Genomic DNA, 19,269 nt, shown 5'->3' with positions numbered 1-19,269 from the left:
GACGTTTTACGAAGCAGACAGGGCTGTGAAAATTATTTCTGGCTGCGGCAGTGCAGGCCATGACGGCATCGTCGAGATGATTTCGGGCGTCACCAGCCAGATCAACCTGCTTGCGCTGAACGCCCCGATCGCCTCCGAGATCGATGCGCTGAACATCATTTCGTCGCGCGTGGTCGACGATTGGTCATCGCTATGTTCGCTGGCCGGAAAACGGTTGCACAATCAATGCGTGTATGCCTAATTGCGCCCTTGGGGGCGTGGAAACAGCGAGGCAACTATTAGCCTTTCGCCGTTTGCCGTCGACTTGGAACTGGGCGCTCCGATACTTTGAGACGGGGGCATATGAGATCGAAGATCGGGCGCTGCCCCTTTTGCTTGTCGGATTTTTGTTAGCGAGTTGCGCGAGTCCACGCGGCCTTGACGAACCGCCCTTGCAGATCCCGCCATTGAAGCCGGGTTTTGGCCGTGTCTACTTTACCCGGCCGGGCGAGTTCCAGGGGTCGGCTGTTCAGCCCGAGATTCGGATGAACAATGAAGTCGTCGGCAGGTCCGTGCCCGGCGGATTCACCTTTGTCGACCGGCCACCGGGGCAATACGTCGTGACAACGACGACCGAGGTCCAGAATGCGGTGACGTTTCAATTGGCCGCGGGAGAATCGAAGTACATCAAGACCGCAGTGTCGGCCGGGATCCTTGTTGGCCATGTCACGCCGACGCTCGAATTCCCCGAGCAGGGACAATCCGACATCGGCCGCCTGAGATATGTCGGCCCCAAACTCTGATCGCTCATCGTGATCCCTTGCGCGGGACCGACTAAACTGTCATGTCGCGGGTCCGAGCAAAGGACCGCGTCATGACCTCCTTCCCCGCCAAGGTTGCCCTCATCACCGGCGCCGCGCGCGGGATTGGGCTCGCGACGGTGAAGCGCTTTCTCGCCGAAGGCTGGCGCGTGGTGCTGCTCGATATCGAGGGAGAGCTGCAGGCAAGTGCGACAGCGGCGCTGCAGAATCCCGACAACACGCTGGCGATTGCCTGCGACGTGTCGGATGCAGCGGCCGTGGGAGCCGCAATGGCCGCGGTGATGAGCCGCTTCGGACGGCTCGATGCGCTCGTCAACAATGCCGGCGTCGCCGTGTTTGCGCCGGTGCTGGAGACCAGCGATGCCGACTGGAACAGGATCATGGCGGTCAATCTCACCGGCCCGTTCCTCTGCACCAAGGCGGCCGCGCCGCTGATGCGCGAACAGGGCGGCGGCGCCATCGTCAACATCACCTCGATCTCGGCGGTGCGCGCCTCGACGCTGCGCTCGGCCTACGGAACCAGCAAGGCTGGTCTCGCGCATCTCACCAAGCAACTCGCGGTCGAACTCGCCTCGCTCAACATCCGCGTCAATGCCGTCGCACCGGGACCAGTCGACACCGCGATGGCGAAGCAGGTGCACAGCAAGGAGATCCGCGCCGACTATCACGACGCCATTCCGCTCAACCGCTACGGCCTGGAGGAGGAACTCGCAGAAGCGATCTACTTCCTGTGTTCGGAGCGCGCAAGCTACATCACCGGCCAAATTTTAGCCGTCGATGGCGGCTTCGATGCGGCCGGCATCGGCTTGCCGACGCTGCGCGGCGAACGGCGGAACGGATAGGCGCAGATAGGCACGGGATTTGTAGGGTGGGCAAAGGCGCGCGAGCGCCGTGCCCACCATCTCTAGACGTCGTGGGCACGCTTCGCTTTGCCCACCCTACGAGGCCTACGGAATCGAATGTGTGGAGTGCTCGATGCGACGCGTCACCGTCCTCAAAGCCCTGATGCTCGCAACCGCCCTGCTCGCCTCCGCACCCGCGCAAGCCGAGATCCGCATCATCCAGAGCCCCGGCGGGCAGGTCGGACCGTTCCTCGATCTGTTCGAGAAGGTACGCGAGAGCGGCGACCGCGTGGTGATCGACGGTCCCTGCCTGTCCGCCTGCACGCTGGTGCTCAGCATCGTGCCGGGCGAGCGCATCTGCGTCACCAAACGTGCCGTGCTCGGTTTCCATGCCGCGCGTTCGGTCGACCGGCGCGGACGCTTCTATGCCGAGCCGGAAGCATCCGAAGCCGTGCTTGCGGCCTATCCGGGCCCCGTTCGCGACTGGATCAGCCGTCGCGGCGGCCTTACCTCGCGATTACTTTTGCTGAAGGGGCGCGACCTCGCCGCAATCTATCCGCGCTGTCGATGACAATTCGATCGCAGGCGGTATCAGCACCGACGCACATGCCGGTTCGCAAGCGCGGTCATCACTTTTGCAGCGGGAGCGACAGGCTTACATCCTGATGTTCCCGATCACGAGCGCAGCCATAACGGACGGCCGGTTCTATGTGCTCGCACGGGGAACCGAGGCCGTCACAAACTGGCTATTCCCCTAGTGGAAGACGATCTCCACGACCAGCGCGAGCTTCACGCTGGCGCAGATCAGCATTCCCCACAGAGCAAAATTGATTTGTAGCGCCGCCACCATCGGTCGCTTCCTTCCAAGTCACGCCCGCCCTAGTTTGTAGGTATTGTGACTAGAAGTAACGATTCTGGCGCGAAGTTCACAGCCTAATCTTGCGCCAGTTGTTGTGCGATGCAATTCGTCTCGTGTCACAAACCCGCTCGCGCTGTTCCCGCAAAGTGAAACGAGCGCACGAATCTCCTTTCGGCCATGCGGTCGACGTCGTTTTCCCTCAAGTCCCGGGTAAGTGTCGCGGTGCAAAGTTTTCCACGCCGATTTGCGTGGCGTACCGCACGACAGGTTCGGCATGGCTCGATACATTCTCGTCTTGCTTAGTTTTTGCGCAGCGCTCGCGGGATGCGCGTCCGCGCCGGCGGCGGAGCGTCGCCCGATCGCGTGGGACGGACTCGGTCAGGATCCCAATCGTCCTGCTGTCACGAAACGTCGCCTTGCCAATCACGCAGCACCGGAAAGCGATCCCAATCTGGAGCGGCAAAGGGTGCTCGCCACGCTGCGCCCCTATTCCGACGCATGGTGGGCCGTCCAGGACGAGATCGAAGCCGAGAACGACAGGCAGCTCGGCTCAAAGCTCGTGATCTGCCGCAACTGCGTGACGCAGACGCCGAGCGAGGACGTGACTGGATCGATCCGCTGACGGGGCGCACTCCCTCTCTCAAAACAATAGAGAGAGGAAGCCGCAGCTCAGGGCATCAACGGAGCATCGCGCTCACATTCCTTCGGCAGGGCAGTTCACCATCCAGGGAATGCCGAACTTGTCGACGCACATGCCAAAGCCCTTGGCCCAGAACGTCTTGCTGAAGGGCATGGTGACGGTGCCGCCGTCGGCGAGCGCGTTGAACTTGCGCTCTCCCTCCGCGGTGTCCGCGACTGTGACCGAAATCGAAAAGCCCTGCGGCTTTTGAACATGCTCGGGCGGCGCGTCGGAGGCCATCAACACGCTACCGTCGGGCAGTGACAGCCGCGCATGCATGATCGTCTTCTCGCGGCCTGGCGCACCCGGCATGTCCGCCGGCGCGTCCGAGACACGCATCATGGCGTCGATCTTGCCGCCGAGAATCTTGGCGTAGAAGTTGAACGCCGCTTCGCAGGTGTCCTGATAGAACAGATAGGGATTGAGCATCGTTTCTCTCCTCTTTGCTTCCTTGGCGGTTTCTCTGGCAGTTCCTCTGGCAGTTCCTTGGGCGGTGGCCGGCGGCGTTACTTCTCGGTCAGCTTCTTCAGGCTGGCGAGGCCAACCTCGAAATCCTTGCCGATCATATTATCCATGTTGATGAAGACCTGCATCACCTTGGACATGAAGGGAGCCGGACCGTACATCGCCCATGTGACCAGTGTGGCATCGCCTTGCGGCACAAAGGTGAACTCGGCGGTGTTGTGCCCTTCGAAGGGCCGTGCGAAATCGAGCTTGATGCGCAGTTTTGACGACGCATTCGCTTCCAGGATCTCCATATTGCCGGCGCCGACATTGTTGTTGCCGTCCCAGGCGTAGGTTGCGCCCTTCCCTGCCGCGGTTCCACCGAAGGTACGCTTCATGGCGGGATCGCGCCCCTCATAAGGCGACCAGCTGGTCCAGAAGTGGAAATCGGAGACGAGCGGATAGATCGCCTCGGCCGGCGCCTTCAGCGCGAGTGAGCGCTCGACACGGAACGTGTCGGGTTTTGTCAATGCGAAGACGAGGACCGCGGCTATGCCGACGGCGAGCACGACGGCGGCGATGGCAATGGCTTTCAACATGAATGGCTCCCTGATACGGGATTAAGACGAAGGAGCCGGGCCGGGACCGACATGTGACGGAACGTTTTTTTGGCCGTCACTTCGCCTTCGCGCCCTGCCGGGCGCCGCCGCCCTTCGGCTGGCTGTCCCTGATCAGGCGATCGATGTGCATGCGGATGTGGGCGGCCTCGGCCGAGGTGTTGGCGAGCGCGATGGCGCGGTCGAAGGCGACGCGGGCTTCGTCGTTGCGGCCGAGCTGCATCAGGAAGGCGCCGCGCACGCCGTAGAAATGGAAGTAGTTGGCAAGCTTCGGCGCCAGCGGCTCGATCAGGTCGAGCGCAGCCTGCGGACCGCGCACCTTGGAGACGGCGACCGCACGGTTGAGCGTCACCACCGGCGAGGGCTGTACCACCTCCAACGCGCCGTAGAGCAGGTCGATCTGGGTCCAGTCCGTCTCCTCCGGCGTCGCCGCGCGCGCATGCAGCGCGGCGATCGCGGCCTGGATCTGATAGGGCCCGCTGCGGCGGTGGCGCATCGCCTTGTCGATCAGCGCCAGGCCCTCCGCGATCATGGTGCGATTCCACAGCGAGCGGTCCTGGTCATCCAGCAGGATCAGCGTGCCGTCTTCGGCGAAGCGCGCGGCGCTGCGCGCGTGCTGCAACAGGATCAGAGCCGTCAGGCCCATGATCTCAGGCTCGCTCTGGAACAAGCGCAACAACAGCCGCGCCAGCCGGATCGCTTCCTCGCACAGCGGCTTTCGGATCTCGGCCGTGTCGCCGCTTGCCGAATAGCCCTCGTTGAAAATCAGATAGATCATCGCGGCGACGCCGGCGAGCCGCTCCGAGCGCTCGATCGCGCCGGGTGTTTCAAACGGTGTCCCGGCCTCGGCGACCTTGGCCTTCGCGCGCGTGATGCGCTGTTCCATCGCGGCGTCCGACACCAGAAAGGCGCGCGCGATCTGCTTGACGGTGAGACCCGAGACGATGCGCAGCGCGAGTGCGATCTGCTGCGTCGCCGGCAGTTGTGAATGGCAGCAGATGAACATCAGCCGCAGAATATCGTCGCGGTAGTGCGAGCCGTCGAGCCGCTCGGCGAGCTTGCCTTCGGCGTCGTCGAGATCGGAGATCGCCTGATCGTCCTCCGGCAATGGCTGCTGCTTACGGGTGCGGCGGACCTCGTCGATCGCGACGTTGCGGCCGACCATGATCAGCCAGGCCGCGGGGTCGCGCGGCGGCCCGTTCTGCGGCCAGGTTTTCAGCGCGCGCAGACAGGCGTTCTGAAACGCCTCCTCGGCCGTATCGAGATCGCGGAAATAGCGCAGTAGCGCGCCAACCGCCTGCGGACGCGCCGAGGTCAGCGCGGTCTCGATCCAGGCGGTGTCGGTGTCGCTCACGCCGAAATTCCTCCTGGCCTGAACACGCCGACCGGGCGCACCTCATAGGCGCCGCCGGGATTGGCCGAGCCGAGGTCGCGCGCGACGTCGAGCGCCTCGTCGAGATTCTTGCAGTCGACGATGTAGAAGCCGAGCAGCTGCTCCTTGGTCTCTGCATAGGGACCGTCGAGCACCAGCGGGGGGTCTTCCTTGCGCAAGGTCGCCGCCGCCGTGGTCGGCAGCAGCCGCGCCACCGGGCCGAGCCGGCCCTGCTGTGTGAGCTTATCCTGCACCACGGCGAGCTTCTTCATCACGGCTTCGTCCTGGTCCTTGCTCCAGGAGCCGACGAAGTCCTCGTCGTGATAGCAAAGGATCGCATAAAGCATCGGCAGCACCTTCCCTGAACGCTTGTTTTAAAGACGGTCCACTATGCCCCGCCCCGACAGAGCTAAGGAAAAAATTTGCGAGAAAAATCCGGCAGATCATGCCAAGGAGAGGCGTCAAAAGCGGAACCCGATGAGGCAATTGGAATGACCCTGGGCACACTGGCCGTCCTGATCAACAGCACGCAGCAGAACTGGCTGCCGGAGCGCTGGAAGGCCCGATTCGACGCGGTGTGCGGCGGCCGCCGCGTGGTGCTGTTGCCGGATGCCGGGCTCAATCCGGCCGAGGTGCACTATGCCGCGGTGTGGAAGCCGGTACCGGGCGACCTCGGCTCTTTCCCTAATCTGCGGGCCATCTTCAATCTCGGCGCCGGCGTCGATGCGCTGATGGCGGACAAGAGCCTGCCCAACGTGCCGCTGGTGCGCGTCGCCGTGCCTGATCTCACCAACCGCATGACCGAATATGTCGTGCTGCATGTGTTGATGCACCACCGCCAGGAGCTTGACCTGCGCAACGCGCAGCGCGCAAAGCGCTGGGAGCCGCAATATCAGTGGCCGGCGAGCGCCGTCACCGTCGGCGTCATGGGCTTGGGCACGCTCGGTGCCGACGCGGCCGGCGTGCTGCGGCGGCTCGGCTTCCGCGTCGCCGGCTGGAGCCGCAGCCCGCGCACGATCGAGGGCGTCGAGTGCTTCCACGGCACGGCCGGAATAGATGCATTCCTGCGCAAGACCGACATTCTGGTGTCACTGCTGCCACTGACGCCTGACACAAGCGGCGTTCTCAACCGCGACGTCTTCGCAAAACTCAACCGCAACGGCCCGCTCGGCGCGCCGGTCCTGATCAATGCCGGCCGCGGCGGCCTCCAGAACGAGGCCGACATCCTGGCCTGCCTCGACGACGGCACGCTTGGTGCGGCCTCGCTCGACGTCTTCGTGCAGGAGCCGCAGCCCGCGGACAGCCGGTTCTGGACCCATCCGAAGGTGGTGCTAACCCCGCACAACGCCGCCGACACCGACGCGGATGCGATCTCGGCCTATGTCGCCGAACAGATCACAAGGTTCGAGGCAGGTGGGGCGCTGGAGAATGTGGTGGATCGCAGCAGGGGGTACTAAGCGCTTCAGCCCTGGAGTCGTCCTGGCGAAAGCCAGGACCCACTACCCCAAAGCAAGTCGCTGCACGAAGCCGACAACCCCGAGCCGTCGCCAAATCACGTTAGGTGGCTATGGATCACCTGCGTTCTCAGGGACGACGGCGGAGAATTATCGCGCTTGTCCGGAACGGCAGCTCAACTTTTAGCGCCAGCCCCCACCATCACATCAATCGCGCCCTTCACGATTGCCTCCAGCTCCTTGCGCGAGACGCGCGCGCGGGAGCGGATGGCGATGGTGTGGACGGTTGCTGACGCGAGTTGCGCCAGCGCGGCCGGGTCAGCGTTTTCCGACAGTTCGCCCTTCTCCTTGGCGCGGCGGAAGCAACTCGCAAAAGCCTTGTCGAGTTCCGAAAGCCCCTCCAGTACCATGGCGCGAATCTCGGGATCGCCGACCGCTTCGGACGCTGCCGTCACCACCGTGAAGCAGCCGCGCGGGCCGGTCTCGCCGGAGAGATAAATGTTCAGCGCGGCGGCGTAGATTCGCTCCAGCCGCTGGCGCACCGGCATCTCCTGGCGAAATATCTCGACCATCGATGCTCGTGCCTCCTCGCGGTAGCGCTGATAGCTCTTGATATAGAGCTCGCGCTTGTCGCCGAAGGCACCGTAAAGGCTCGGCCGGTTCATGCCGGTGGCTTCGCTGAGATCATCGAGCGAGGTCGCGGCAAAACCCTGTCTGCGGAAGAGATCGAGCGCCTTGCCGAGGGCGATTTCGGGCTCATAGGCGCGCGGCCGGCCCCGGCGTTTCGGCTCATTGGCGGCAGCTGGCGGTTTTGATTTTTGTACCATTTCGCAAATTAATCCTTGACCCGCCCCATATTATGCAAGATGGTACAAAAATCAATCTGGCCAGGTTGAGCGACACTCACAAGAGGAATTGCCCAAGGAGGCCCACGATGGATCTTTATTTCTCGCCGCTCGCCTGCTCCATGGCGACGCGCGTCGCGCTCTATGAGGCCGGCGCAGAAGCAAATTATCTCGAAGTCGATCCGCCCACCAAGAAAGTACTCAAGGACGGCTCCGACTTCCGCACTGTCAATCCGATCGGCCTGGTGCCGACACTGCGCACCGACGAGGGCGTAGTACTAACGGAGAACGCGGCGATCCTGCAATACGTCGCCGATCGCTTCCCGCAATCCGGCCTCGGCGCCGCAGAGGGGATCGATCGTACCCGGTTGCATCAATGGCTCTGCTTCATCGGCACCGAGCTGCACAAGGGACTCTTCATTCCCGTGCTCGACCGCAAGGCGCCGCAGGAAACGAAGGCCTATGCGCTGGAGAAGAACCTGTCGCGGCTCGACTACCTCGACAACTACCTGAAGGGGCGCGAGTTCCTGCTCGACCATTTCAGCGTGGCCGATGCCTATCTCGTCACGGTCATCAACTGGACCATGGCGACGCCGCCGATAGAGCTCGCGAAATGGCCGAACGTGAAGGCCTATTACGAACGCCTGCGCCAGCGGCCGTCGGTTGCGAAGGCGATCGCGGAGGAGTTCGAGCTGTACAAGGCCGAGCAGGCGCGGAAGAAGGCGGCGGCGTAGCGTCGGTTCATCAAGACATCGTCCCGGCCGCGGAGGCCGGGACGAAGCTTTTCAATGCCTCACCGCGCGTAGCCATACACCGCGGTCGCATTCTCCGACGACACCAGCCCACTCTCGACATCGTCCTTGACGGCCGCGCGATCACGCTCGCTCGGAGCGCCGATGCCGGCGCCGCCCGGCGTCATCACCACCAGCCGATCATCCGGCGGAATGGTCTGAAAGCCCTTGCCGCGCATCTTCTGGCCGGACTTCAGACCAACATAGCCGGCCTCGCCATTCTGGCCGCCATCGCGGCCGCGCGGCGGGTGGTCGATGCGGTCGAACGCCGCGAGGATATCGAAGGGCGCGTCGATGCCGGTGCCGACCTCGATGACCTGACCGAGGCCGCCGCGGGTGCGCCCTGCACCGCCGGAGTCCGGACGCAGCTCCTTGCGCCAGAAGATCAGCGGCGTCTGCGTCTCCGCGATCTCGACCGGCGTGCCGCGCACGCCGCTGGGATAGGCCGTGGCGGACAAGCCGTCCTTTGCAAAGCGCGCGCCGGTGCCGCCGTTGCTGGTGACCGCCATCGAGAACCCGTAATTGCCGCCGACGCCGGAACGCGTCTGGCCGCGCACGTTGAGATTCCACAGGCATGACGTGCCTTCCGCGGGCACGCGCTCGGGAATGATCTGGCGCAGGCAGCCGAACACAACGTCGGGCAGCATCTGTCCGACGATGTGGCGCGAGGCGACCGGCGCCGGCTTCGGCGCGTTCAGGATCGCACCTGATGGCGCCGACACCGTCAGCGGCAAGAGCGAGCCGGCATTGTTCGGAATCTGCGAGGCGACGACGCAGCCGAGGCCGAACACCGTGTAGGCGGTGGTGTAGGACAGCGGCACGTTGATGCCGAACTTCGAGGCGGCCGATGTGCCGTCGAAATCGACGTGAATGCCCTCGTCCGAAATCGTCAGCGTTGCGGCGAGCGTCACCGGCGCATCGTAGCCGTCGACGACCATGCTGTTGCGCCAAATCCCCTTCGGCAGTTTGGCGATCTCGGCCAGAACCGCCTCGCGCGAGCGGTCACAAATGTAGTCGCCGAGTTCGTCGAGCGTGTCGATGCCGAACTCGGTCATCATCTCGACCAGGCGCTCGCAGCCGACGTCGTTGCAGCCGGCCAGCGAATAGGTGTCACCCTCGGTGTCGATCGGCAGCCGCGTGTTGGTGCGGATCATCGCCATCAGCGTCTCATTGACGACGCCCTGGTCGATCAGCTTCAGCATGGGGATGTAGAGCCCCTCCATGAACACGTCGGTCGCGTCAGGCCCGAAGCCGATGCCGCCGATGTCCATGAGGTGGCTGGTGCAGGAGAACAGCGCAACCACCTTGCCGCCCTTGAAGCAGGGCGTGGTGACGACGAAGTCGTTGAGATGGCCGGTACCCATCCAGGGATCGTTGGTGATGTAGGCGTCGCCCTCCTTCATCGTCTCCAGCGGGAAGCGGTTGATGAAGTGCTTGACCGATTCCGCCATCGAGTTGACGTGACCTGGCGTGCCCGTCACCGCCTGCGCCAGCATCCGCCCCTTGAGGTCGAACACGCCGGCCGAGAGGTCGCCGCATTCGCGCACGATCGGGCTGAAGGCGGTTCGGAGCAGCACCTGCGCCTGCTCCTCGACCACGGCGATCAGCCGGTGCCACATGATCTGAAGGTCGATCAGGCTTGCGCCTTTTGTCTTGCTCATGATCAGGCCGCCTTCCGTTCCATGACGATGCTGCCGGCACCGTCGATATGGGCGTCAAAACTGTTGGAGACGAAGGTGGAGGTCTCGTCCTCCGCGATCACGGCAGGACCCGCAATCGTCGCACCCGGCGCCATGTCCTCGCGGCGATAGAGCGGGATCTCGATCACCTCCCCTGCCCGGCCGTCGAAGAATTTGCGGCTACCTGCCGCTTTGCCCGCGGGCTTGCGCGCGACAGCCGCAACCGCAGGAAGATTGCGCGCGTCGGTGGTCGCAAGCACCGACCAGCTCAACACCTCGATCGCCGCACCCGGGATCGGACGCTCGAACATCGCGGAATAATCAGCCTCGAACTTCTGGCGCAGGCCGGCGAGATCAGCCGATGTCAGCGCCCGGTTCGGCAGCTCGACGGTGATCTCGTGGCCCTGGCCGACGTAGCGCATGAAGGCGGCGCGGCGCTCGCGCACCGGCGCGCCGGCGGCACCGGGCTCGACCAGCGCACGCGCTTCGCTCACCATCTCCTGCAAAAGGTCGGAAACTGCAGCCGTGTCGAAATCATCGAGCCGGACGTGGCGGCTGCGTACGAGTTCATAGGCGATCGGAGCCGCAAGGAATCCAACCGCCGAGCCGACGCCCGCATTCGACGGCACGATCACGCGCGAAACGCCGATCTTCTCGGCCACGCGCGCCGCATGCAGCGGCGCCGCGCCGCCGAAGGCGATCAACGTGTGCTGACCGACAATCTCGCCGCGCTCGACCGCGTGCACGCGCGCGGCGCTTGCCATGTTCTCGCAGACGACTTCGTGCACGGCGTAGGCTGCCGTTTCCGCCGACAGGCCCAGCGGCTCCCCGACGCTGCGCAGTAGCGCCTGCTTCGAAAGCTCCGGGTCGAGCTTGATCGTACCGCCCGCAAAGGCGTCGGGATCGATCATTCCGAGCGCGACGTCCGCATCGGTCACCGCCGGACGCTGACCACCGCGGCCGTAGCAGGCGGGACCCGGCTCCGACGAGGCGCTCTCGGGACCGACGGTGACGCGCTTCATCGCGTCGACATGCGCGATCGAGCCGCCACCGGCGCCGATCTCGACCATCTCGATCACGGGGATGCGCACCGGCAGGCCCGAGCCCTTCAGGAAACGCGCGGCACGATCGACCTCGAACACGCGCGAGGTCTCGGGCTGGTACTTTTCGATCAGGCAGATTTTTGCCGTGGTACCGCCCATGTCAAAGGAGAGTACCTTGCTCTCACCGAGACGCGCCGCGATCTGCGCTGCAAAGATCGCACCGCCGGCAGGACCGGACTCGACCAGACGCACGGGAAAGCGTCGCGCCGTCTCGATCGAGGTCACGCCGCCGCCGGAGGTCACGAGATAGATCGCACCACGATACTGCTCGACCTGCAGGGCATCGGACATGCGCGCGAGATAGCCGTCGATCAGCGGCTGCACATAGGCGTTGGCGACTGCTGTCGAGGTCCGCTCATATTCGCGAATTTCCGGACACACGGCCGAAGACACCGTCACGGAAATGCCAGGCATCTCCTCGCTGATGATCGCGGCGGCGCGGCGCTCATGCTCGGGATTGGCGTAAGAATGCAAGAAGGCGATCGCGACGCTCTCGACGTTCAGCGCGCGCAGTTTCGGCGCGAGTGCGCGCACCGCGGCCTCGTCTAGCGGGAGACGCACGGCGCCGTGCGCGTCGATCCGCTCAGGTACAGTAAAGCGAAGATTGCGCGGCGCCAGCGGCCGCGGCTTGTCGATGCTGAGATCATACTGGTCGTAGCGGCTCTCGGTGCCGATATCGAGCACGTCGCGAAAACCCTCGGTCGCAATCAGCGCGGTCCTGGCGCCGCGCCGCTCGATGATGGCATTGGTCGCCAGCGTGGTGCCGTGGATGAACACGTCGATGTCGCTGATATGCGCGCGCGCGTCGGTGAGAATAAGACGCATGCCGTCCAGCACCGCCTGTTCGGGCCGCTGCGGCGTCGTCAGCACCTTGCGCGTCTTGCGCACCTCACCCACGTCCAGCACGATATCCGTGAACGTGCCACCGATATCGACGGCAAGCCGCACCTCGGCTCCCTCAAGCATTCCTGAACACTCCGTGCTGATCGTGAAATTGGGGTCAAACCCGCAGCAATTTTCATACCAGCGACGGTGCAAATGGTGAAGCCATCCGTCCCCTCCGCGTGGCACCTATGCGGTAGGAGAGTGCTCGAGACGTCCGCCTGATCAGAGCAGGAATGCCAGCGCCGCCTCGCAGCGCTCCTCGACCTTGAGCGTCAGGAGATCGTCGGCACGGGTGCGCCCGAGATTGATCGCGACGATCGGAATCTGCCGATCTGCGGCAGCCTTTACGAAGCGAAAGCCGGAATAGACCATCAGCGACGAGCCGACGATCAGCATCGCATCGGCCTGCGCCAGATGGTCCTGCGCGGTCGCGACCACGTCGCGCGGGACGTTCTCGCCGAAGAACACGACGTCGGGCTTGAGGATACCGCCGCAGGCTTCGCAAGCAGGTACCTTGAACGACGAGAAATCCGCATGCTCCAGATCGGCATCGCCATCCGGCGCGTCGGCCGCGTCGAGCGTCAGCCATTCCGCATTGGCGCGGCCGAGCGCATCCTGGAATTCGTTGCGCGGCGTCTTGCCGCCGCAGCCCATGCAGCGGACCAGGTCGAGCCGTCCGTGCAAATCGATCACCTGCCGGTGGCCGGCGGATTGATGCAGCCGGTCGACATTCTGGGTCAGCAGCATCCCGCACCGCCCGCTCGCCTCGAGCCGGGCCAGCGCATGATGCGCATCGTTCGGCTTCGCCTGGCCGAACCGCCGCCAGCCGATCAGGCTGCGCGCCCAGTAGCGCTGGCGCGTAGGCTCTTCGGACATGAAGGCCTGGAAATTGACCGGCTGGGTCCGCTTCCAGTTGCCGTGGCTGTCGCGATAATCGGGAATGCCCGAATTGGTGCTGCAGCCGGCGCCGGTCAGCACAAACAGTCTTTCGTGCCGGCCGACGAAATCCTTGAGCGGAGGGTGTATCATGGCGCAGATGTAGTCTGCGCCATGGCATTTTGCCAGATCACCGGCGCTCAGCCGATGCGAAGCCGGCGATCAGCTTGACGAGTTCGTTCTGCCGCACAGCACCGGTCTTGCGGAAGACGTTGTGGAGGTGGGTCTTGACGGAGGCCTGCCTCACACGCGGCGAGTTCTAGCTCGCCCAGTTGTCGCGGAATTCGGGGTACAGCGTCAGACCCCCGCAGGCGTAGATGGTCTGCCCGGTGATGTAGCTGGCATCATCCGAGGCGAGGAAGGCGAACACGGCGGCGATCTCTTCCGGCGTACCGACACGGCCGAGCGGGATATGGCTTGCCACATTGGCGCGCTTGTCGGCGTCGCCGGTCCAGGCCGCGTTGATCGGCGTGTCGATCGCGCCGGGACCGACCGCATTGACGCGGATGCCGCGGCCGGCGAATTCCAGCGCCAGCGTGCGGGTCAGATTGGCCATGCCGCCCTTGCTGATCGAATAGGCGAGATAGCCCGGCTTCGGAATGATCTGGTGGACGCTCGAGCAGTTGATGATGCTGCCGCCTCCGCCACGCGCGACGAAGTGGGCGAGCGCCTTCTGCGCACAGAGCACGGCGCCGTTCAGATTGACGTCGATGATGCGGCGATAGGTTTCAATGTCGAGCGACTCGCTCGGCGATTCCCGCTGGAAGCCGGCATTGTTGACGAGACAGTCGAGGCGCTTCCACCGCGCCAGCACCGTCTCGAACATCGCTGCGACTTCCCGCTCATTGCTGACGTCGGCCTTGACGATGACATGATCGAGCTTGCCATGCCCGCGATCGCTTGATCCCGTCCTCGCAAGCGCCAACGTCTCCTCGACCCTCTCGGGGTGATCGACATAATTGATAGCGACGGCCGCGCCTTCCTGAGCGAGCCGGATGGCGACGGCGCGGCCGATGCCCTGGGACGCGCCGGTCACCAGCGCGTGTCGGCCGACGAGGCGTGAGGGAAAGGTGGTTGAGAGATCGGTCTGTGGCATGGGCTTTCTCCGGAGTACTTCACCAGCGATGGAACGGGCATTTTGTTCCATCCCTCGACGCATCCCTGGAATTCATTCCGCGCGGCGCGCGATCGGTGAGGTCAGGATCTGATAGAGAATGATCGCGCCGAAGGTGGCGGTGCCGATTCCGCCGATCGTGAACGCACCGAATTTCAGCGTGAGGTCGCCGGCCCCTGCAGTCAGCGCCACGGCGACGGTGATCAGGTTCGCAGGATTCGCGAAATCGACCTTGTTCTCGACCCAGATGCGACCCGCCATCGCCGCGATCAATCCGAACAGCACGATCGAGAGGCCGCCGATGACAGGACCCGGGATCGACAGGATCAGCGCGCCGAATTTCGGCGAGAAGCCGAGCAGCAGCGACACGGTCGCGGCGAAGGCAAACAACAGAGTCGAATAGACCTTGGTCGCCGCCATGACGCCGATGTTCTCGGCATAAGTGGTCACCCCGGTGCCGCCGCCGCAGGCGGCCACGATCGTCGCGAGACTGTCGGCGAACAGCGCGCGACCGAGATAGCCATCGAGGCTGCGGCCGGTCATGGCGCCGACGGCCTTGATGTGACCGAGGTTCTCGGCGACGAGAATGACTGCGACCGGCGCGATCAGGACAATCGCATCGGCATGGAAGGTCGGCGTCGTGAAATTCGGCAGGCCGAACCACGGCGCGGCCGACAGTTGCGCGAAATCGATCGGCTTGCCGAAGCCGAGGCCGTTGGCGAACAGCAGATACAAAAGATATCCACCGATGGCGCCGAGGATGATCGGCAGGCGGCGCCACAGGCCCGTAGCGGCAACCGCCACCACGCCGATGATCAGAACGGTCGCGAGCCCGATCCAGGTCTCGAACGCATTGGCGCTGACCGCCTTGACCGCCACGGGCGCGAGGTTGAGGCCGATCGCTGCAACCACGGCGCCGGTGACGGCCGGCGGCATCAAGCGTTCGACCCAGCCGATCCCCGACCACATCACGACCAGCGCGATCATACCGTACAGCACACCGGCCGCGACGATGCCGCCGAGCGCAACCGACAGGTTCGGGTTCGGCCCATGTCCGCCATAGCCGGTTGCGGCGATGACGACGGCGATGAACGCGAAGCTCGAGCCGAGATAGCTCGGCACACGGCCCGCAACGATGACGAAGAAGATCAGTGTGCCGATGCCGGAGAACAAGACCGCAACATTGGGATCGAACCCCATCAACAGCGGCGCGATGATCGTCGACCCCGACATTGCAACGCAATGCTGGAGACCGGAAACAATGGTCTGGCCCCATGGCAGCCGCTCCTCGGGCATGATCACGCCCGAGGTCTTCAACTTCCAACGCGGAAAATAGCTATGCGCTTGCTCGTCCGAGCCCGTTGCGTTCGACATGTTCCCCCCATTGCGGTGCAGCGATTGATCTTCGTGCGTTCCGACAAAAATGTGATTGTTGCTTATGCGGCGATCATCACATCATGTAAATCATGCAAGATCCAAACCTTGCAAAATCAATGCGTTCCGGGGCTCACATTATGACACAAGTCGCGATCCAGCCAGCCGTCCACCGCCGGCACCAGCCCTGGTACAAGATCCTCTACATCCAGGTCCTGATCGCGATCGCACTCGGCGTTCTCATCGGCCATTTCTTCCCCGATCTCGGCAAGGCCTTAAAGCCGCTCGGCGACGCTTTCATCGCGCTGATCAAGATGATGATCGCGCCGGTGATCTTCTGCACCGTGGTGCACGGCATCTCCTCGATGGGCGACCTCAAGCGTGTCGGCCGGGTCGGCCTGAAGTCGCTGATCTATTTCGAGACGGTCTCGACCGTTGCGCTCGCGATGGGCCTGCTGGTCGGCCGGGTCCTCCAGCCCGGAGCCGGCTTCAACATCGACCCCGCTACGATCGATCCGAGGTCGGTGGCAACCTACGTCACCAAGGCCAAGGAGGAGGGCATCGTCGCCCATCTGATGGCGATCATCCCCGACAGCTATCTAGGTGCGATTGCGCGTGGGGACCTCCTGCAGGTGCTGTTGATCTCGATCCTCTCCGGCTTCGCCATCGCCTTCCTCGGCAAGGCCGGCGAGCCGATTGCGGATGCGATCGACAAGGCCGCGAAGATGTTCTTCGGCATCATCCGCATCATCGTGCGCGTGGCGCCGATCGGTGCCTTCGGCGCGATGGCCTTCACCGTCGGCGCCTACGGCCTCAGCTCACTGCTGAACCTGGCCGCCCTGATCGGCACGTTCTATCTCACCAGCATCCTGTTCGTGCTGATCGTGCTGGGCTCGATCGCCCGGTTCGCCGGCTTCTCGATCCTGCGCTTCATCGCCTACATCAAGGACGAGTTGCTGATCGTGCTCGGTACCTCGTCGTCAGAGACGGTGCTGCCGCAGATGATCCAGAAGATGGAACATCTCGGCGCCTCGCGCTCGGTGGTCGGCCTCGTCATCCCGACCGGCTACAGCTTCAACCTCGATGGCACCAACATCTATATGACGCTGGCGACGCTGTTCCTCGCGCAAGCCACCAACACACATCTGACGATCTGGCAGGAGCTCGGCATTCTGGGCATCGCCATGATCACCTCGAAGGGCGCATCCGGCGTGACCGGCGCCGGTTTCATCACGCTCGCCGCCACGCTTTCGATCGTGCCTGATATTCCGATCCAGTCGATCGCGATCCTGGTCGGCATCGACAAGTTCATGAGCGAATGCCGCGCGCTGACCAACCTCATCGGCAACGGCGTCGCCTGTGTCGTCATCAGCATCTCGGAAGGCGAGCTCGACCGCGACGCGCTGCACGAGACCATGGCGCATCCGCTGGAGATGGGCGAAGCGCTGGAGCCTGGCGGCAGCGCTTAGACGCCGCGACGCGCAGGCAGGCGCAGCCTGGTTCCGATGCGGTAGTTTCCCGGAGTGGTCAATTGGTGCGGTGCGAGTCACAACAGCGATGTTGGGATCACCGATTGATACTCATTCATTCCACCCGACGCGCTGGGGGCAGAGCGTCGGGTTTTTGAAACATCGCGAGCAAGATCTGCCGGGCGGGATCAGATGATCCCGCCATTCGCGCGCAGCACCTGCCATTGATCCAGCCACCAGCGGGGAACGCAACCGCGGCAACGACATCCGTCCGTTTCCGGCGAAAGATAATCTGTCGGTGGTCGGTCTCATTGTTGTGTTGGGACGAACAATCAGTCTGGGACGGCCAGATCAAGCCGCCGCATGACCCCGATGGCCTCCAGGAACGTCTCGTCATGACTAACGACGAGCAACGCGCCGTCGTAAGCTCGCAAGCCCGCTTCGACCGCCTCAATGGATTCGAGGTCCAGATGATTGGTGGGCTCGTCCAGGATCAGCAGTGAGGGCGGCGTCGACCCGCCCAATACGCAGGCGAGCCCCGCACGAAACAGCTGCCCACCGCTCAGGCTGCCGACGATCTGCAAGGCCGCATCGGCGCGAAACATGAAGCGCGCCAGGGCGGCATGGCACTCATTCGCGCCCGCCCTCGGATTGAGACGCCCGAAATTGTCGAGGATCGAGATCGCGGGATCGAGCAGGCTGACTTTCTGGTCGAACAGCGCGAAGTCCGGCCTGACCCGCACGGTGCCCGAGACAGTGCGCAGTTCGCCCGCGATCAGCTTCAGCAGCGTCGTCTTGCCGGAGCCGTTAGGCCCGACAATCGCGATGCGCTCCGGGCCGACGATCGAGAGCGATAGATCGTGCAGGATCGGCCGTTCCTGCAGATAACCTGCACTGACACGATCAAGCCAAACCACCTCCCTCCCCGCCGGCAGCCGGGTCGAGGGCAGCTTTACGGACAGCGGCTGAAGGATCTCGACGCGCCGGCGCGCGGTGTCGACCGCATCAAGCGCCTCCGCACGCCGTCTTTCGGCGATCTGCGCATTTTTGCCGCCACTATCCTCGCTGCGATCCTTGCGCGCGCCCGCCAGGATGCGCGGGATGTCGCCCTTGGCGCGCTTCTTCTTGCCGCCGCTGTCCTTGCGCGCCTTGCGCTCGGTGGCCTCTTGCGCCTTGCCGTCGATCTCGGACAGGTGCTTCTCGGCGTGCGCGAGGTCGTGCCTGATAGCAGTGAGCTCGACGGTCTTCTGCGCGCGATAGCTGCTCCAGCTGCCGCCATAGCGCGTTGCTCCGAGCGAGGTCAGCTCGACGATGGCGTCCATTGTCTCGAGCAGTGCCCGGTCGTGGCTGACGACGATCGCGCCGCCGCGCCAGGCCGCCAGCAGATCGATCACGGCCCTGCGCCCGTCCCGATCGAGATTGTTGGTGGGCTCGTCGAGGAGCAGGAAGTCCGGCTCGGCGAAGAGTAGCGCGGCGAGACGAACGCGCGTGACTTGACCGCCCGACAAGCGGTCCAGTTCCGTGTCGGGCGCGATATCGAATGCAACGCGGGCAAGGGCGGATGCGAGCCGCGTCTCCAATGTCCAGTCGACTTCAGCAACATCCGCGGCCGGGGCTTCGCCACGCTCGGCACGGCGCAGCAGATCCAGGGCATCGCGCGCGCCGAAGAGGTCGACGACCTCCGCGCCCGCCGGCAGTTGAGCGCCCTGGCGCAGCAGACCGACGATTCCGTTGACGACAACACGCCCCGACTGCGGAACGTGCTCGCCCGTGATCGCGGCGAGCAGAGTTGTTTTGCCGACGCCATTGCGGCCGACAAGACCGGCTCGCTCAGTCCCGAAGGTCAGATCGATATTGGAGAGGAGAGAGCGGCCGTCAGGCGTGGACAGCGACAGGCGCGACAGGATGATGGAAGCAGGCATGGAATTCCCCGTGAGCAAAGCGAATCGGCGTTGCGGTCGGGGTAAGATCCATGGCTGCGAATATCCTTGTTGAGATACCTGTCA

The 19,269-nt window shown here is 64.1% G+C and carries 19 protein-coding genes; 8 read left to right on the top strand and 11 right to left on the bottom strand.

Features of this window, described 5'->3' with window-relative positions; translation table 11 throughout:
* Window positions 1–25 precede the first annotated feature (25 nt).
* The 5 genes from ABIA96_RS29040 (at window position 26) to ABIA96_RS29020 (ending at window position 3,123) form a co-directional block, all read left to right on the top strand.
* Window positions 26–241, top strand: a complete 216-nt coding sequence (locus tag ABIA96_RS29040; protein WP_354140468.1) for a hypothetical protein — start codon at window positions 26–28, stop codon at window positions 239–241.
* Window positions 234–782, top strand: a complete 549-nt coding sequence (locus ABIA96_RS29035; RefSeq protein ID WP_354140467.1) for a DUF2846 domain-containing protein — start codon at window positions 234–236, stop codon at window positions 780–782. Before ABIA96_RS29040 ends, ABIA96_RS29035 begins: the two co-directional genes overlap by 8 nt.
* A gap of 71 nt (window positions 783–853) precedes the next feature.
* Window positions 854–1,642, top strand: coding sequence for an SDR family NAD(P)-dependent oxidoreductase (locus tag ABIA96_RS29030; protein WP_354140466.1), 789 nt, complete (start codon window positions 854–856; stop codon window positions 1,640–1,642).
* Between the two features lie 133 nt (window positions 1,643–1,775).
* A complete protein-coding gene (locus ABIA96_RS29025; protein ID WP_354140465.1) occupies window positions 1,776–2,213 on the top strand; it encodes a hypothetical protein in 438 nt (145 codons plus the stop codon).
* A gap of 562 nt (window positions 2,214–2,775) precedes the next feature.
* The gene (locus ABIA96_RS29020; protein WP_354140464.1) at window positions 2,776–3,123 is read left to right on the top strand and encodes a hypothetical protein; all 348 of its coding nucleotides are present in this window, start codon (window positions 2,776–2,778) and stop codon (window positions 3,121–3,123) included.
* 72 nt (window positions 3,124–3,195) lie between these two features.
* Here the strand turns inward: ABIA96_RS29020 and ABIA96_RS29015 are convergent, their stop codons facing one another.
* The 4 genes from ABIA96_RS29015 to ABIA96_RS29000 form a co-directional block, all read right to left on the bottom strand.
* Window positions 3,196–3,609, bottom strand: coding sequence for a VOC family protein (locus ABIA96_RS29015; protein WP_354140463.1), 414 nt, complete (start codon window positions 3,607–3,609; stop codon window positions 3,196–3,198).
* Between the two features lie 77 nt (window positions 3,610–3,686).
* Window positions 3,687–4,223, bottom strand: coding sequence for an SRPBCC family protein (locus ABIA96_RS29010; RefSeq protein ID WP_354140462.1), 537 nt, complete (start codon window positions 4,221–4,223; stop codon window positions 3,687–3,689).
* A gap of 76 nt (window positions 4,224–4,299) precedes the next feature.
* Complete coding sequence (locus ABIA96_RS29005) at window positions 4,300–5,595, bottom strand: RNA polymerase sigma factor (RefSeq protein ID WP_354140461.1); 1,296 nt, start codon at window positions 5,593–5,595, stop codon at window positions 4,300–4,302.
* A complete protein-coding gene (locus ABIA96_RS29000) occupies window positions 5,592–5,960 on the bottom strand; it encodes a YciI family protein (protein ID WP_234680602.1) in 369 nt (122 codons plus the stop codon). Before ABIA96_RS29000 ends, ABIA96_RS29005 begins: the two co-directional genes overlap by 4 nt.
* 144 nt (window positions 5,961–6,104) lie before the next feature.
* On the opposite strand from ABIA96_RS29000, the gene ABIA96_RS28995 reads away from it, so the two are divergent.
* Window positions 6,105–7,070 (top strand): 2-hydroxyacid dehydrogenase, encoded by a 966-nt coding sequence (locus ABIA96_RS28995; RefSeq protein ID WP_354140460.1) that lies wholly within the window; start codon window positions 6,105–6,107, stop codon window positions 7,068–7,070.
* 173 nt (window positions 7,071–7,243) lie between these two features.
* Here ABIA96_RS28995 and ABIA96_RS28990 read toward each other — a convergent pair whose 3' ends face one another.
* Complete coding sequence (locus ABIA96_RS28990) at window positions 7,244–7,894, bottom strand: TetR/AcrR family transcriptional regulator (RefSeq protein ID WP_354140459.1); 651 nt, start codon at window positions 7,892–7,894, stop codon at window positions 7,244–7,246.
* Window positions 7,895–8,001: 107 nt separating this feature from the next.
* Here ABIA96_RS28990 and ABIA96_RS28985 point away from each other — a divergent pair, with 107 nt between their 5' ends.
* Window positions 8,002–8,646 (top strand): glutathione binding-like protein, encoded by a 645-nt coding sequence (locus tag ABIA96_RS28985; RefSeq protein WP_354140458.1) that lies wholly within the window; start codon window positions 8,002–8,004, stop codon window positions 8,644–8,646.
* Between the two features lie 59 nt (window positions 8,647–8,705).
* On the opposite strand, the gene ABIA96_RS28980 is transcribed toward ABIA96_RS28985, so the two are convergent.
* From ABIA96_RS28980 to ABIA96_RS28960, 5 genes are all read right to left on the bottom strand, one after another.
* Window positions 8,706–10,364, bottom strand: coding sequence for a hydantoinase B/oxoprolinase family protein (locus ABIA96_RS28980; protein ID WP_354140457.1), 1,659 nt, complete (start codon window positions 10,362–10,364; stop codon window positions 8,706–8,708).
* A gap of 2 nt (window positions 10,365–10,366) precedes the next feature.
* Entirely contained in the window at window positions 10,367–12,451 is a 2,085-nt protein-coding gene (locus ABIA96_RS28975; protein ID WP_354140456.1) for a hydantoinase/oxoprolinase family protein, read from the bottom strand.
* A gap of 141 nt (window positions 12,452–12,592) precedes the next feature.
* Window positions 12,593–13,399, bottom strand: coding sequence for an NAD-dependent protein deacetylase (locus ABIA96_RS28970; protein WP_354140455.1), 807 nt, complete (start codon window positions 13,397–13,399; stop codon window positions 12,593–12,595).
* Window positions 13,400–13,565: 166 nt separating this feature from the next.
* Window positions 13,566–14,402, bottom strand: coding sequence for an SDR family oxidoreductase (locus ABIA96_RS28965; RefSeq protein ID WP_354140454.1), 837 nt, complete (start codon window positions 14,400–14,402; stop codon window positions 13,566–13,568).
* A 72-nt stretch (window positions 14,403–14,474) separates the two neighbouring features.
* Complete coding sequence (locus ABIA96_RS28960; RefSeq protein ID WP_354140453.1) at window positions 14,475–15,794, bottom strand: solute carrier family 23 protein; 1,320 nt, start codon at window positions 15,792–15,794, stop codon at window positions 14,475–14,477.
* Window positions 15,795–15,934: 140 nt separating this feature from the next.
* Here ABIA96_RS28960 and ABIA96_RS28955 point away from each other — a divergent pair, with 140 nt between their 5' ends.
* Entirely contained in the window at window positions 15,935–17,263 is a 1,329-nt protein-coding gene (locus ABIA96_RS28955; protein WP_354140452.1) for a dicarboxylate/amino acid:cation symporter, read from the top strand.
* Window positions 17,264–17,595: 332 nt separating this feature from the next.
* On the opposite strand, the gene ABIA96_RS28950 is transcribed toward ABIA96_RS28955, so the two are convergent.
* Entirely contained in the window at window positions 17,596–19,185 is a 1,590-nt protein-coding gene (locus ABIA96_RS28950; RefSeq protein WP_354140451.1) for an ABC-F family ATP-binding cassette domain-containing protein, read from the bottom strand.
* Window positions 19,186–19,269: the final 84 nt, after the last annotated feature.

It is taken from the genome of Bradyrhizobium sp. LB11.1 (assembly GCF_040549385.1).
Taxonomy (GTDB): domain Bacteria; phylum Pseudomonadota; class Alphaproteobacteria; order Rhizobiales; family Xanthobacteraceae; genus Bradyrhizobium.
Note: the sequence above shows the minus strand (reverse complement) of the source record. Positions and strands in the feature narration are given on the sequence as shown.

What these genes read in the sequence shown, in the direction of transcription:
- ABIA96_RS28970 (WP_354140455.1), bottom strand. Translation starts at nt 13,399, where the DNA reads ATGATACACCCTCCGCTCAAGGATTTCGTCGGCCGGCACGAAAGACTG.
- ABIA96_RS28995 (WP_354140460.1), top strand. Translation starts at nt 6,105, where the DNA reads ATGACCCTGGGCACACTGGCCGTCCTGATCAACAGCACGCAGCAGAAC.
- ABIA96_RS29000 (WP_234680602.1), bottom strand. Translation starts at nt 5,960, where the DNA reads ATGCTTTATGCGATCCTTTGCTATCACGACGAGGACTTCGTCGGCTCC.
- ABIA96_RS28960 (WP_354140453.1), bottom strand. Translation starts at nt 15,794, where the DNA reads ATGTCGAACGCAACGGGCTCGGACGAGCAAGCGCATAGCTATTTTCCG.
- ABIA96_RS28980 (WP_354140457.1), bottom strand. Translation starts at nt 10,364, where the DNA reads ATGAGCAAGACAAAAGGCGCAAGCCTGATCGACCTTCAGATCATGTGG.
- ABIA96_RS29035 (WP_354140467.1), top strand. Translation starts at nt 234, where the DNA reads ATGCCTAATTGCGCCCTTGGGGGCGTGGAAACAGCGAGGCAACTATTA.
- ABIA96_RS29010 (WP_354140462.1), bottom strand. Translation starts at nt 4,223, where the DNA reads ATGTTGAAAGCCATTGCCATCGCCGCCGTCGTGCTCGCCGTCGGCATA.
- ABIA96_RS28965 (WP_354140454.1), bottom strand. Translation starts at nt 14,402, where the DNA reads ATGCCACAGACCGATCTCTCAACCACCTTTCCCTCACGCCTCGTCGGC.
- ABIA96_RS28955 (WP_354140452.1), top strand. Translation starts at nt 15,935, where the DNA reads ATGACACAAGTCGCGATCCAGCCAGCCGTCCACCGCCGGCACCAGCCC.
- ABIA96_RS29015 (WP_354140463.1), bottom strand. Translation starts at nt 3,609, where the DNA reads ATGCTCAATCCCTATCTGTTCTATCAGGACACCTGCGAAGCGGCGTTC.
- ABIA96_RS29030 (WP_354140466.1), top strand. Translation starts at nt 854, where the DNA reads ATGACCTCCTTCCCCGCCAAGGTTGCCCTCATCACCGGCGCCGCGCGC.
- ABIA96_RS29020 (WP_354140464.1), top strand. Translation starts at nt 2,776, where the DNA reads ATGGCTCGATACATTCTCGTCTTGCTTAGTTTTTGCGCAGCGCTCGCG.
- ABIA96_RS28950 (WP_354140451.1), bottom strand. Translation starts at nt 19,185, where the DNA reads ATGCCTGCTTCCATCATCCTGTCGCGCCTGTCGCTGTCCACGCCTGAC.
- ABIA96_RS28990 (WP_354140459.1), bottom strand. Translation starts at nt 7,894, where the DNA reads ATGGTACAAAAATCAAAACCGCCAGCTGCCGCCAATGAGCCGAAACGC.
- ABIA96_RS29025 (WP_354140465.1), top strand. Translation starts at nt 1,776, where the DNA reads ATGCGACGCGTCACCGTCCTCAAAGCCCTGATGCTCGCAACCGCCCTG.
- ABIA96_RS28985 (WP_354140458.1), top strand. Translation starts at nt 8,002, where the DNA reads ATGGATCTTTATTTCTCGCCGCTCGCCTGCTCCATGGCGACGCGCGTC.
- ABIA96_RS28975 (WP_354140456.1), bottom strand. Translation starts at nt 12,451, where the DNA reads ATGCTTGAGGGAGCCGAGGTGCGGCTTGCCGTCGATATCGGTGGCACG.